Below are 13,263 nucleotides of genomic sequence, written 5' to 3' on the forward strand. Positions count from 1 at the left end.
ATAATACTATATGAAATCATTACTAGCCCTTTGCGTGCTCCTTTTTATTATCATGCCTATTAACGCACAGGATTGCAGCAAATATTACCCTTTGGAAGAGGGCACCACTTTTCAGATCACCAATTACGAAAAAAAAGATAAAGTGGCCGGAGTGATAGATTATGTCGTTAAATCATCTTCTGGTGATAGCGCCATACTGAGCTATGAAATGAGGGATGATAAAGGAGAAGTGTTCATGAGCTCGGAATACGGAATTATCTGTAAAGATGACGGAATCGCAATAGATTTTAAATCGCTGATGTCTCCTGGGGTTATGAATCAGTACAAGGATATGGAAGTAGATATTAGCGGCACTGATCTTGTTCTGCCCAACAATCTGAGTCCCGGACAGCAATTACCAGATGCAGATATCCTGATGAATGTAAGCGTGCCTCCTATGAATATGAAGCTTACCGTTAAAATGCTCAATAGAAATGTGGAGGCTAATGAAACCGTTACTACCCCAGCAGGCACTTTTGACTGCGTAGTGATTACCTATGACCACGAAACCAAGATGGGCATGAAAATCAGTGGAAAGGCAAAACAGTGGTTTGCAGAAGATGTGGGTATGGTAAAGTCTGAAAGCTATAACAAAAAAGGAAAGCTGATTGGGAGCAGTGTGTTGACTGCTTTTAATAAATAGTTTGACTTCCAATTGTCCTGGCAGGAATAATGGATAAATTACAAAAGCGGGTTATCGCCTTAATCCACTCCCATTTAACTAACCCTCTATCTCAGATTTTGCCTTACTAATCTGCGCCCCAAACAATTCGGCAAAGTGTTTTAATAGCTTTTGTTTTACTTCCCCCATGGAAATATCAGAATTGCCTAACTCGGCACTTAAGGAAGTTACCGCCTTTCCTTTTATACCGCAAGGGATCATCAAATCAAAATACCCAAGGTGGGTATTTACATTGAGTGCAAAACCATGCATGGTTACCCATCTGCTGGCACGTACTCCCATAGCGCAGATCTTTCGTGCAAAGGGGGTCCCAACATCTAACCAAACACCTGTTTCACCGGGAGAACGCTCCCCTTTTAACCCATATTCTGCAAGAGTAAGTATCACCATTTCCTCCAAAAAACGCAGGTATTTGTGTATGTCTGTAAAGAAATTGTCCAGATCCAAAATGGGGTAGCCCACAATTTGCCCTGGGCCATGATAGGTGATATCTCCACCACGATTAATCTTATAAAACTGTGCTCCCTTAGCCTTAAGCTGTTGCTCATCTATTAGCAGGTTATTCATATCCCCGCTTTTTCCCAAAGTGTAGACATGCGGGTGTTCTACAAAGAGAAAATGGTTAGGAGTACGATTGTCCAGGCCTTGCCTCCTGTTTTTAATTTTGAGATCGACGATTTCCTGGAACAACTGCTCCTGGTAATCCCAGGTTTCTTTATAATCCTTTAAACCCAGATCCTGTATGATTATCTTTTTATTCATTTTTCAAACTCCACCTCAACATTAAAATAATCGGGGTCATTGTTTAAATCGTACATATTTGCTTCAATTTCCACCCCCTTAAAATCTGAAAGTATCCGGGCATTTTTATTGCTCACACTCTTCACTTTATAAGGAAAACGATATACCTGCTTAAAGCGGATCATATCTACAAAAGGATCATCCTGTTTAATGGTCGTGTCTTTTTTTGCAATGGCCTCTGCCCGGGCCTCCTTAGTAATTGTTCTGGAAAATTTTTTCTTATTAAAGGAGGTGTTAAATTGTTTTGCCATAGAAAACACATCGGAGAATCCATTATCTTGATCAGTACTATCAAGATCCGCTTCACCATTCAGGCCGGTCATTGGATTATTAAGCTCTTTAAGTTCTTTTATATTGGCCTTCTCAATGGCCTGAGCAAACTTTGCAATGTCTTCAAAACTCTCAAAATCGTAGATTAAATTCATTTTCATCTGCTTTTCCTCCTCGTTCATTTTCATAGCGAATTTAAGTGGTCTTAATGCCTCTAATTCCTCCCTTTCTTCTTTAGGTAGTAGCGCTATACTATCCTTTTTTTCGTCCAAGAAAGTCGCAAAAGTTATAAGAGAATCTACGGGGGGCTTGGAAGGCAAAGTATCGTTAAGATCGCCCATTTTCATCATTTCAGACATATCAAATGCCATTTGATATGTACCGCTGCCATTTTTGTTAAATGTAATTTCCTCTTGTATCTGGCAACTGTGGCTGCAGATAATGACCAATAGAAGTACGACAATTTTTCTCATAATGTATCTTGCTTATAAAGGCAAAGATACACATCAATTAGGATTGTTTAAGATAACAAGTGCAGCAATGACTCCCGGGACCCAGCCACAAAAGGTTAAAAGCAGCACAATCAGAAAAGACCCGCAGCCTTTCCCAATTACCGACAGAGGCGGGAAAATAATTGCCAGTAAAACACGTATAAAACTCATTGATTCAGGATTTATTGATTGATGTACTTATAGGACGTAATTTCTATTAGTTTGTTACACTTTAAGCGTCGCATTTTATGCCAATCTGTTACAAAAAATCCTATATTTAAATATGGATTTAGTTAGTGCCGATTTAAAACTAAGATCATTTTTGAAGGAAGATGCAGATGCTCTTGTAAAACTCTGCAACAACATTAATATTTGGCGCAATATACGTGATGCCCTTCCTCATCCCTATCAGCTATCAGATGCCCATAATTTTATTCAGTTAGCCACTTCCAAAACACCTCAGGAAATCTTTGCCATTGACAAAAAAAATGAACTTGTTGGTTGCATCGGCATTCACCCACAAGATGATGTTTACAGATTTTCGGCAGAAATCGGGTATTGGATTGGGGAACCCTATTGGGGCCAGGGATTAGCTACTGCGGCCCTGCAGTTGATTATTAATTATGGTTTTGAAACTTTAGGAATGTCTAAGCTCTATGCCGGTTGTTTTGAATTCAACAAAGCCTCACAGAAAGTATTAGTGAAAGCGGGTTTTAGAAGAGAAGCTATTCTTAAAAAAGCAGTTTTTAAAAACGATTCCTTCTATGATGAAATCCGATATGCTATTTTCAGGGATGATGATGAAAATAAAAGGTGGGCTAAAACCCTGGTCATTGGTCAAATATAAAATCGCGCCTTTTGTCAACAATCCCGTGACCAAAATACCCCTTATAATTCTGCAGTAACACTCCCCTGGCAATTAGTGCCAATCCAACTTTGATACATTTCTCCAATGTAGCTATATTTGTACCCTTAACGACCATTTATGCAACTCTCAGAGCAAGAAATAGTACGAAGAGAAAAATTAGACAAACTACGCCACCTTGGGATTAATCCATATCCAGCAGCACTATATGCTGTTGATCATACCTCCAAACAAATAAAGGAAGGATATGAAGAAGGTAAAAAAGTGGTCATCGCAGGGAGATTAATGTCTCGCAGGATTCAGGGAAAGGCATCATTTGCAGAAATCCAGGATAGCGAAGGCAGGATTCAGGTCTATTTCAATAGAGATGAGATTTGCCCGGGAGAAGACAAAACACTTTATAATGAGGTGTACAAAAAACTATTGGATATTGGTGATATTGTAGGAATAGAAGGGGAACTTTTTACAACACAGGTAGGTGAAAAAACTGTCCTTGTGAAGGTTTTCAGCCTATTGAGCAAAGCGCTCAGACCACTTCCGCTTCCCAAAAAAGATGCCGAGGGCAATGTTTATGACGAATTTAATGATCCCGAACAACGTTACAGACAGCGCTATGTAGACCTTGCGGTAAATCCCTCCGTGAAAGATACATTTATAAAACGCACCAAGATTACCAACAGTATTCGTGAATTCTATAATGAAAAAGGATACCTGGAGGTAGAAACACCCATCTTACAGCCCATACCAGGTGGAGCCGCTGCACGGCCTTTCCTAACCCATCATAATGCTCTGAATATTCCGCTGTATTTAAGAATTGCCAATGAGTTGTATTTAAAGCGGCTTATTGTCGGTGGTTTTGATGGGGTATATGAATTCTCAAAAGATTTCAGGAATGAAGGGATGGACCGTACCCATAACCCGGAGTTCACGGTTATGGAACTCTATGTAGCGTATAAAGACTACAATTGGATGATGGATACTACAGAACAATTGCTTCAAAAAGTGGCTATAGATACTACAGGGGGCACTAAGGTAACTGTAGGAGAACATGAAATTGAATTTAGAGCGCCTTATCCACGTGTACCCATTTTGGATGCCATAAAGGAGCATACAGGTTATGACGTGGCAGGTATGAATGAGGAAGAGCTTAGAACCACGGCAAAAGCGCTGGGTATTGAAGTAGATGATACCATGGGTGTAGGGAAACTTATTGATGAAATTTTTGGGGAAAAATGTGAACACCACTATGTTCAACCCACTTTTATCATAGACTACCCAAAAGAGATGAGCCCGCTTACCAAAGAACACAGAAGTAACCCCGCACTTACAGAGCGTTTTGAACTTATGGTAAATGGCAAGGAGATTGCAAATGCCTACTCAGAACTTAACGATCCTATAGACCAACGAGAGCGCTTTGAAGAACAGCTTAAATTATCGGAAAAAGGGGATGACGAAGCTATGTTCATAGATCAGGATTTTTTAAGGGCACTGGAATACGGTATGCCTCCTACCTCAGGGATTGGTATTGGAATAGACCGCCTGGTAATGTTACTGACCAATAACGCTTCTATTCAGGAAGTGCTGTTTTTTCCACAAATGCGCCCCGAGAAAAAACAAGTGGAACTTTCCGAGGAGGAAAAGAATGTTTTTACAATTTTAAAATCAGATTTCCCTATTGCTTTAAATGATTTAAAACAAAAATCCGAGCTTAGCAACAAGAAATGGGACAAGGCTATCAAAGGCCTCTCTTCTAAAAAATTAGCAAAAGTCAATAAAGAGGATGACGGCTCCCTAATGGTAGGAATTGTTGAGTAGCTTACCTAAGCTATTGAACTAAAAAAATACCACTACTATTCTTCATTTCTCAGTATTCGTAAAGAATCAGATCAAAGCGAGGACCCTCTCTGTGCTTTCTTTCTATGTATTAGTTAGGAAGCATTATCTGCAAATGTGCTAAATGTAGTCAGTTTGTGCTCGAGCACAGAATAACTTCCTTCCTTCGACAAAACCGAAAAAGTCGTAACTTTAGGGAAAGAGTTACCCCTAATTGTATTTGTGCGGGATGAAGAAAAAGGCCCTTACCGGAACCATAGTTATTGCTGCCCTCCTGGTTGTTGTTTTGCTATACGATAATTTTAAGCCAAAGGAAGAGGTAGATTTTAGTGCTGATATAAAACCCATCCTGAATACCCATTGTATTAGCTGTCATGGAGGGGTGAAAAAGAATGCCGGTTTTAGCCTGCTTTTTGAAAAGGAAGCCCTGGGTGATACAAAATCCGGAAAACCGGCCATCATTCCCGGAGATGCTTCTGCAAGTGACCTTATTAGGAGGATAAAAGAAGATGACCCTGAACTCAGGATGCCTTATGAAAAGGCCAAACTCTCTAAAAATGAAATAGACCTTTTAACGCGCTGGGTAAACCAGGGGGCCAAATGGGGAGACCATTGGGCGTATTCACTGCCGGATAAAGTGGATGTCCCGCCGGTAAATCTTGAAGCGGGGTTTGCCAGTAGCCCGGGTCCCGATTTCTTAAAAAATGACATAGACAACTTCATTCTTACAAGAATGGAAGATAAACAATTGTCGCCCAATGTGCAGGCAGAAAAAAACGTCCTTGCCCGTAGGTTAGCCCTGGATATTACAGGTTTACCCCCCGGCGAATCACTCTTCAGGGAATTTATAACTCAAAATTTATCCTATGAGGTATTTGTAGACAGCTTATTGGCACAAAAATCCTATGGTGAAAAATGGGCGAGCTGGTGGTTAGATATGGCCCGTTATTCAGACACCAAGGGATATGAAAAAGACCAGGGACGCAGTATTTATCACTATCGGGATTGGGTGATCAGGGCATTAAATAATAATATGCCATTCGACCAGTTTACCATTGAACAACTGGCAGGAGATCTGCTGCCGGAACCTACAGTAGACCAATACATTGCAACAGCCTTTCATAGAAATACCATGAATAATGATGAAGGAGGCACTGAAGATGAAGAGTACAGGATGGCAGCAGTAATAGATAGAGTAAATACCACTTTTGAAGTTTGGCAGAGCACTACCATAGGATGTGTTCAGTGTCACAGTCACCCCTATGATCCATTTAAAAATGAGGAATACTATCAGCTCATGGCATTTTTTAATAATTCCCGAGATGAAGATATTCCTTCAGAAGCCCCGGTACTTAAGTTTTATTCCCCGGATCAAAAAAAGAAAGTAGATCAAATAAATAATTGGATTACACAGAACGGCAATCCTTCTCTAGCAAAACAGTACGCTAATTTTATGTCGTACACAGAGCCCGTTAATAATGCCCACGATTTTGTCAACTTTAAAAATGGCTCCTATGACGATCATGCGGCCCTTAATCTATGGGATGACGGCTCTTGCCAACTTAAAGACCTAAATACAAAAGGCGGCACCACTCTATTTCTCAAGTACAATTCCGGATATAATGGTACGGTACTGACCTTTAAGCAAAGCAGCTCTGAAGGAAAGATTCTGGCGCGTATAAATATTGATAAAACCCAGAAAAGTAGTATCCTAAAAATCCCTTTTGGGAAAGTGGAAGAATCCTTTGATTTGTTTGTTGAAACCAATAATGATAGGGTGGCCAAAAATGCAAATGTCATTAGCCTTTATTGGATAGCCGTGATGCCAGATTTGCCTGGTAAGGCCAATCCCGGTTATGGTGAGATCAATGATATCTTACTGGAAGTATTGAATGCAGAAACCCCGACGGTTCCGATTATGATAGAGAATCCGGATTACAGAAAACGTACAACACAGGTATTTGAACGCGGTAACTGGTTATTGAAGGGAGATACTGTATTACCAGCTACTCCTCAACTCTTAAATCCCTGGGATGATAAGTGGTCTAAAGACAGACTAGGGCTGTCTAAATGGCTGATTAGCAAACAGAATCCTTTAACCGCACGCACCATAGTAAACAGGGTATGGCATCAAATTTTTGGCCGGGGATTGGTTGCTACTATTGAAGACATTGGTTCGCAATCAGACCCTCCTTCACACCCAGCTCTTTTAGACTGGCTGGCACTAAGGTTTATGAATGAACACAACTGGAGCATAAAATCCTTAATAAAGGAAATTGTGATGTCCGGAACTTACGGGCAGAGTTCGGAAAGTACAACAGATAACTATTTGGCAGATATAAAAAATGAGTACTATGCCAGGGGTCCGAGGCTCAGGTTAAGCGCAGAACAAATTCGGGATCAGGCGTTGGCCGTGTCCGGATTATTAAGCAAAAAAATGTATGGCCCAGGGGTAATGCCGCCCCAACCGGAAAATGTTTGGCAAACGGTGTACAGTGGTGCACAATGGATTGAAAGCGTTGGGGAGGACAGATATAGAAGAGCAATATATACCTATTTAAAACGTACAAGCCCTTATCCTTCTTATATCACTTTTGATGCAGGAAGCCGGGAAGTATGCACCATCAGAAGAACGGTAACCAATACCCCTTTGCAGGCTTTGGTAATGCTGAATGATCCTGTATATATGGAAGCCGCCTATAACCTGGCTACCATCATGGATGATGAAAATATTGAAAAAGGTATTGCCAAAGGGTATAAACGGGCCTTAATGGCAACTGCCACCGCTGATAAACTGGATACCCTCTTAGAGCTTTATGAAGTTGCCCTGGAGGAGTTTACAACACGTCCTGAAGAAATGGAAAGTTTTATATATTTTGATAAGCAGCCCAATGCAAAAAAAGCGGCTTTAACTGTAGTTGCTAACGCAATTATGAACCTGGATGAGTTTCTTACAAAAGCTTAAAAATGGATAATCTGGACAAACTAATACAAGAGCACTTAATAAGAAAAGCGCAGCAGAAAACGAGGAGGCATTTTATAAAAAATTGTGCTCAGGGGATTGGCGGCCTGGCTCTTGGATCTATTTTTAGTGGCTGCGACCCTTTGACCAATCAAAAGGGCAAGACCGGAACACCCTTTACTGAAAGAGATCTGAATCCGTTGGCGGTTTTGTCGCCCCCATTTAATCCCAAGATTAAATCGGTTATCTATCTGCATATGGCCGGAGCCCCTTCCCAACTGGAAATGTTCGATCATAAACCTGTGCTGCACAAACTCCATGGACAGGATTGCCCGCAATCTTTGTTAGAGGGCAAAAAGTTTGCTTTTATAAAAGGGACACCAAAATTAATGGGGCCCCAGGCAGAATTTACCCGGGAGGGGGAGGCCGGGAACTGGATATCTAATTATTTACCACATTTCAAAAAGGTGATAGATGATGTCGCATTTCTTAAGGCGGTTCATACAGATCAGTTTAATCATGGCCCTGCTCAACTTTTTATGCATACCGGTAGCGCACGGCTGGGTCGGCCAAGTATAGGGGCCTGGGCCACCTATGGCCTGGGATCAGAAAACCAAAATCTTCCCGGATTTGTGGTGCTGACCTCAGGCGGTAAAACACCTGACGCCGGAAAAAGTGTTTGGGGAAGTGGCTTTTTACCCTCGGTCTATCAAGGGGTACAATGCAGATCAAAAGGAGACCCGGTCTTGTATATTGAAGATCCGGAAGGTATTTCCAGAAATCTCAAAAAAAGCACCATAGACGCCATTAATAAAATAAACAAAGAGGAGTACTTAAAATATGCAGACCCGGAAATTCTGGCCCGGATCAACCAATATGAGATGGCTTACCGTATGCAAATTGCAGTTCCCGAAGTAATGAATATTGCATCGGAACCGGAAAATATAAAACAGATGTACGGGGTTGAACCCGGTAAAGAATCATTTGCAAATAATTGCCTTTTAGCACGTAAACTGGTTGAAGATGGTGTTAGGTTTGTTCAGCTATTTGATTGGGGTTGGGACAGTCATGGCACAGAACATTCCACGGCTATCGATCTTGGCCTTCGAAATAAATGCCTGGAAATAGACCGGCCTATTACCGCACTCATCCTGGATCTTAAACAGCGAGGCCTCCTGGATGAAACGCTTATTGTATGGGGAGGTGAGTTTGGGAGAACCCCTATGCAGGAAAACAGAGGTAATAAGAAAATGGGGTACAAAGGAAGAGATCACCATGGTGATGCCTTCACCATGTGGATGGCCGGTGGAGGAATTAAAGGAGGGGCTTCACACGGGCAAACAGATGATATCGGATTCTCTGGTATAGAAGGCAGAGTATCTGTACACGATGTCCATGCTACCATCTTACATCTGCTGGGTTTTGATCATGAACAGTTTACCTTCGAATTTCAGGGAAGGCCGTTCAGGTTAACAGATGTTGAAGGTGAGGTAATCCATGAAATCCTGGCTTAAAGGAATAACAATATGAAAATACGCTTTATACTCCTTTTTTTAATTCTTCCTTTGATAACTGTAAATGCCCAGGAAAAATTATTGTTCTTTCAAACCAACTGGGGAAATACGCTGTCATGGGATGCCTTCTGTAAACGGGCTAAAACAGACGGATATGACGGTATAGAAATATGGCTACCCGATGATCCCGAAAGCAGAGTACAATTAAAAAAAGCCTTAAATACATATGGTTTAAAAGTTGGATTCCTTAATGGAACCAATAAAACACTTCCTTTTGAAGAAAGTCTAAAAGTTTTTGCCGCCCAATTTGAAACTCTGATTGCATGGCAACCGGCATATATCAATTGCCATACCGGTAGCGACTTCTTTACAAGTACCCAGAATTTGGCTTTTATACACATTGCCAATAAAAAGGGGAAAGAAAGTGGTATTCCTGTTTATCACGAAACCCATAGAGGCCGATTTAGTTTTAACCTTCCAGCCACCAAAAAGTATCTGGCAGAAGTTCCAGATTTAAAACTAACGCTAGATATAAGCCATTGGATGGTGGTTCACGAATCGCTTTTAAAGGATCAGGACGCAGAATTAGAAGAGGTGCTTACAAATTCTTATCACATACATGCAAGAGTAGGTCATGCAGAAGGCCCACAGGTAAACGACCCGGAAGCCCCGGAATGGCGAGATGTTTTAGAAAGGCATTTAGACATCTGGGAGAAAGTGATAAGGAGCAAATGGCAGGAAGGTAAAAATGTGTATACCATAACTACCGAATTTGGGCCTCCGGACTATTTACCAACGACACCTTATACCAGAATGCCTTTGGCAGACCAATGGAAGGCCAACCTCTATATCATGAATGCTATCAAAGCCAGATTGTATGGTAAATAAATTATTTGCTTAATGGAAGTGCTAAAACAACTTATTGGACGTCTCCATCCGGTTATTGTACATCTTCCAATTGGATTTATCCTTGCCGGGTTATTATTGCAATGGGTAGATAGAAATAAAAAGGATTTTGTTAAAATAACAGCACTGCTATTTATGTGGGCAGCAATTGCCGGCCTGGTTGCCTGTGTAACCGGATATTTACAATACCTGGGGGAAGGCTATTCTTTTAAAAACATTAAAACACATCTATGGCTTGGAATAGTCACTACTATTGTAGTGTTTGCACTTTATCTTCGGCTAAGCGAAAATCTTAAATTTCCTTTACTCAAAAAATTACCAGAAACATTCCTATCCCTACTTCTCTTACTTCTTATCTCATATACAGGGCATCTTGGGGGGAGTATTACCCATGGGGATGATTACCTTATAGCCCCCCTACCAAATAACATTAAATCTGCATTAGGGTTTGAGACTTATGAAGTTAAGCCCATAGAACTATCACCTGAATCCTGGGAAGAAGCTCAATTTTACGATGATATCATAGCACCCATACTAAATAATAATTGTGTTAGCTGTCATAACAAAAAAAGAGCAAAAGGAGAATTGGTACTTAATTCTGAAGAAGCAATTCTAAAGGGAGGAGAAAATGGGGACGTTTTAATTCCCAATAATGTTGAGGAAAGTGCCATCTATTCCAGGCTCATTTTACCCGATCATGATGAGGACCATATGCCTCCAAAAGATAAGAAGCAACCAGACAAAGAAGAAATAGCACTAATTAAGACATGGATATTAAATGATGCGCCATTTGATAAATCGATTGGTGAAATGGGGTTGCAGAAATCCTTATTCACCTCCTTCTTTCCTAAAAAAGCCAATGAAGATTATCCTGATGTTGAAGTAGTTGAAGCATCTTTGGATAGCATTAATACTATTAAAAAACAGGGGATCCATGTGCAGCGCATTAGCACTTCATCAAATTTCCTTAGTGTATCCTGCATTAATCGATCCGATTTTTCTGATAAGGACTTTATAAAACTAAGCCCTATCAGGCAACAGATCGTTGATCTCGACTTGGGCCGGACGAAAATTTCAGATGCTGTATTTGAACAGATTGCCTTATTACCCAATTTAACCGTCTTGAAAATAGACTATACGTCTATTACCGGCCAAGAAATGCACAAATTACATGCTCTGGAACACTTAAAAGTCCTCAATTTAACAGGAAGTAACTTTAAGAAAGTCTATTTAGAGCAACTTTATGGCTTTAAAGGCCTCAAGTCCGTATTTCTGGCCTATACAGGCCTGGATGCTGCAGATAATCGGGAAAATAATGATAAAACTACCTTAAAAATCGAATTCGGGAATTACGAGTTACCGTTCATCGAATCAGATTCAATAATATACTGAATACCAGGTATTTAAGTTATTGTTAAAATCTAATTTTCTAAAATAAATCCCTCCTCAAAACGTTTTATAATAGTAGAACCCCAAATCTATTGTTATGAAGAAACTATACCCTATATGTTTTTGCATTCTCCTTATTTATTCTTGTTCCAATGACTCCGGGGAAGGTGGCGAACAGCAAACCAAAGAACTTCAAGCTTGTTTTGAAATTAGTAAAGACACCCTTTCTGTGGGCGAAACCCTCCAGATTACAGATTGTTCCAAAGGCGCAAGTAACCATAGCTATGCATTTGGCAATGGAGAAACAAGTGCTGATACCAGTCCTGAGGCAGTTTATCAGGAAGGAGGAGATTATACTATAGATCTAACGGTGACCAATGATGAAATGGCAACCAAAACATTTTCCAGGCAGGTACATGTAACTGCAGTGGCATCCAAATATATCTACCCGGATATACCGGACGGTTTTAGCGCATTGCCATTAGAAGCCGGAATCAATCCCAATAACGGTAACCTCTATTCAATTGAGCTCCTGGAAGATAATGTTGGTAGCGGCGGGGCAAAGTACTACTATAAGGAAGTTGATCTTAGTTTCAATTTTACTTCAAACTATATTGCAGATCAGCCCTTTGAATCTAACAGTGCTTTTGTAAATTTTTATCCCAGTGGGAACATGAATTTCGTCTTTGCAAGAACGCTGGCGAGCCTATATGGCACCCAGGAAATTACTTTTAATAGTGGCTGGGGTTTTCTGACTGGTATTAATTCGGCCACAAAACACAGTTATGGCTATTTACCAGATGGTATCAACTTTTTGTATTATGGAACCCAGGAAGATAACGGTTTATATAAAGCGGCCATTGAGAGAAGAAATGCCAGTGGAGATGCCTTTGAGATTTTCCTGGAAGATCTAGACGGCAATGAAGCCATGATAGGGGACATGAAGGCTTCGGGTGATGGATATATAGCCTTTGGAGCAGTATTTACCAAAAATACTACCTCCCCTTATATCGCCGACTATACACCCGCACTGATTTTTTACGATGGTAATCTTTCGGTAACATCTCATACGCTTTTTAGCACTTCCGTTTTAGATGATAAAATTAGTTCATCTAACGACCTCAACGGATCTTATCACCTGGAACAACTCTCCAATGGAAATATTGTGATGTATGGCAATGGCGAACTTATTGTAGCTGACGCCACAGGAAATATGCTTAGCACTTCTTATTTTGAAAACTCCAATAATAACCAGGCTTTGATAGGCCTTGGCGATACTTTCGTTCTATCGAGTGATAACTACCTCAGAAAATTCGATTCTGGTGGAAGTCAGATCAAAGCATTAAAATATAACGGTAACTATTTACCGGAAATTCTGGAAATTAGCAATACTTTGTTTTTCGCGGCAGGTTATGATACCGAAGGTGAAATAAAGATGTTCCTGGGAGCAGCCGATAAGAATCTAAACCTTATTGATCTGAATTAGTTATTTAAAATTATAAGCTATTGAT

The 13,263-nt window shown here is 40.5% G+C and carries 11 protein-coding genes; 8 read left to right on the forward strand and 3 right to left on the reverse strand.

The window, feature by feature from the left end:
• Positions 1-10 precede the first annotated feature (10 nt).
• Positions 11-682, forward strand: a complete 672-nt coding sequence (locus tag J1G40_RS16765) for a hypothetical protein (protein WP_265243817.1) — start codon at positions 11-13, stop codon at positions 680-682.
• 78 nt (positions 683-760) lie between these two features.
• Here the strand turns inward: J1G40_RS16765 and lipB are convergent, their stop codons facing one another.
• From lipB to J1G40_RS16780, 3 genes are read right to left on the reverse strand one after another with little or no spacing between them, the layout of a single operon-like run.
• Positions 761-1,483 (reverse strand): lipoyl(octanoyl) transferase LipB, encoded by a 723-nt coding sequence (gene lipB / locus J1G40_RS16770; RefSeq protein WP_265243818.1) that lies wholly within the window; start codon positions 1,481-1,483, stop codon positions 761-763.
• Positions 1,480-2,265 (reverse strand): hypothetical protein, encoded by a 786-nt coding sequence (locus tag J1G40_RS16775; protein WP_265243819.1) that lies wholly within the window; start codon positions 2,263-2,265, stop codon positions 1,480-1,482. Before J1G40_RS16775 ends, lipB begins: the two co-directional genes overlap by 4 nt.
• Before the next feature lie 33 nt (positions 2,266-2,298).
• On the reverse strand, positions 2,299-2,454 hold the full coding sequence (locus J1G40_RS16780) for a YqaE/Pmp3 family membrane protein (protein WP_188315664.1): 156 nt from the start codon (positions 2,452-2,454) through the stop codon (positions 2,299-2,301).
• 112 nt (positions 2,455-2,566) lie between these two features.
• Here J1G40_RS16780 and J1G40_RS16785 point away from each other — a divergent pair, with 112 nt between their 5' ends.
• The 7 genes from J1G40_RS16785 (at position 2,567) to J1G40_RS16815 (ending at position 13,238) form a co-directional block, all read left to right on the forward strand.
• A complete protein-coding gene (locus J1G40_RS16785) occupies positions 2,567-3,130 on the forward strand; it encodes a GNAT family N-acetyltransferase (protein WP_265243820.1) in 564 nt (187 codons plus the stop codon).
• Positions 3,131-3,268: 138 nt separating this feature from the next.
• Positions 3,269-4,963 carry a lysine--tRNA ligase gene (gene lysS / locus J1G40_RS16790; RefSeq protein WP_265243821.1) on the forward strand — a complete coding sequence of 565 codons (1,695 nt, stop codon included), beginning with the start codon at positions 3,269-3,271 and terminating at the stop codon, positions 4,961-4,963.
• A 247-nt stretch (positions 4,964-5,210) separates the two neighbouring features.
• On the forward strand, positions 5,211-7,946 hold the full coding sequence (locus tag J1G40_RS16795) for a PSD1 and planctomycete cytochrome C domain-containing protein (protein ID WP_265243822.1): 2,736 nt from the start codon (positions 5,211-5,213) through the stop codon (positions 7,944-7,946).
• A gap of 2 nt (positions 7,947-7,948) precedes the next feature.
• Positions 7,949-9,457, forward strand: coding sequence for a DUF1501 domain-containing protein (locus J1G40_RS16800; protein WP_265243823.1), 1,509 nt, complete (start codon positions 7,949-7,951; stop codon positions 9,455-9,457).
• 12 nt (positions 9,458-9,469) lie between these two features.
• Entirely contained in the window at positions 9,470-10,345 is an 876-nt protein-coding gene (locus J1G40_RS16805; protein WP_265243824.1) for a sugar phosphate isomerase/epimerase family protein, read from the forward strand.
• A 12-nt stretch (positions 10,346-10,357) separates the two neighbouring features.
• Positions 10,358-11,755, forward strand: a complete 1,398-nt coding sequence (locus tag J1G40_RS16810; protein WP_265243825.1) for a c-type cytochrome domain-containing protein — start codon at positions 10,358-10,360, stop codon at positions 11,753-11,755.
• Positions 11,756-11,849: 94 nt separating this feature from the next.
• Positions 11,850-13,238: a PKD domain-containing protein gene (locus J1G40_RS16815; protein ID WP_265243826.1), complete on the forward strand. Its 1,389-nt coding sequence runs from the start codon at positions 11,850-11,852 to the stop codon at positions 13,236-13,238.
• The last annotated feature ends 25 nt before the right edge of the window (positions 13,239-13,263 follow it).

The organism is Muriicola sp. Z0-33 (genome assembly GCF_026126425.1).
Lineage (GTDB): Bacteria > Bacteroidota > Bacteroidia > Flavobacteriales > Flavobacteriaceae > JAFMPW01.

Bases quoted from the DNA above. Each gene is read 5' to 3' on its own strand.
- J1G40_RS16765 (WP_265243817.1), top strand. From the start codon at position 11: ATGAAATCATTACTAGCCCTTTGCGTGCTCCTTTTTATTATCATGCCT.
- lipB (WP_265243818.1), bottom strand. From the start codon at position 1,483: ATGAATAAAAAGATAATCATACAGGATCTGGGTTTAAAGGATTATAAA.
- J1G40_RS16775 (WP_265243819.1), bottom strand. From the start codon at position 2,265: ATGAGAAAAATTGTCGTACTTCTATTGGTCATTATCTGCAGCCACAGT.
- J1G40_RS16780 (WP_188315664.1), bottom strand. From the start codon at position 2,454: ATGAGTTTTATACGTGTTTTACTGGCAATTATTTTCCCGCCTCTGTCG.
- J1G40_RS16785 (WP_265243820.1), top strand. From the start codon at position 2,567: ATGGATTTAGTTAGTGCCGATTTAAAACTAAGATCATTTTTGAAGGAA.
- lysS (WP_265243821.1), top strand. From the start codon at position 3,269: ATGCAACTCTCAGAGCAAGAAATAGTACGAAGAGAAAAATTAGACAAA.
- J1G40_RS16795 (WP_265243822.1), top strand. From the start codon at position 5,211: ATGAAGAAAAAGGCCCTTACCGGAACCATAGTTATTGCTGCCCTCCTG.
- J1G40_RS16800 (WP_265243823.1), top strand. From the start codon at position 7,949: ATGGATAATCTGGACAAACTAATACAAGAGCACTTAATAAGAAAAGCG.
- J1G40_RS16805 (WP_265243824.1), top strand. From the start codon at position 9,470: ATGAAAATACGCTTTATACTCCTTTTTTTAATTCTTCCTTTGATAACT.
- J1G40_RS16810 (WP_265243825.1), top strand. From the start codon at position 10,358: ATGGAAGTGCTAAAACAACTTATTGGACGTCTCCATCCGGTTATTGTA.
- J1G40_RS16815 (WP_265243826.1), top strand. From the start codon at position 11,850: ATGAAGAAACTATACCCTATATGTTTTTGCATTCTCCTTATTTATTCT.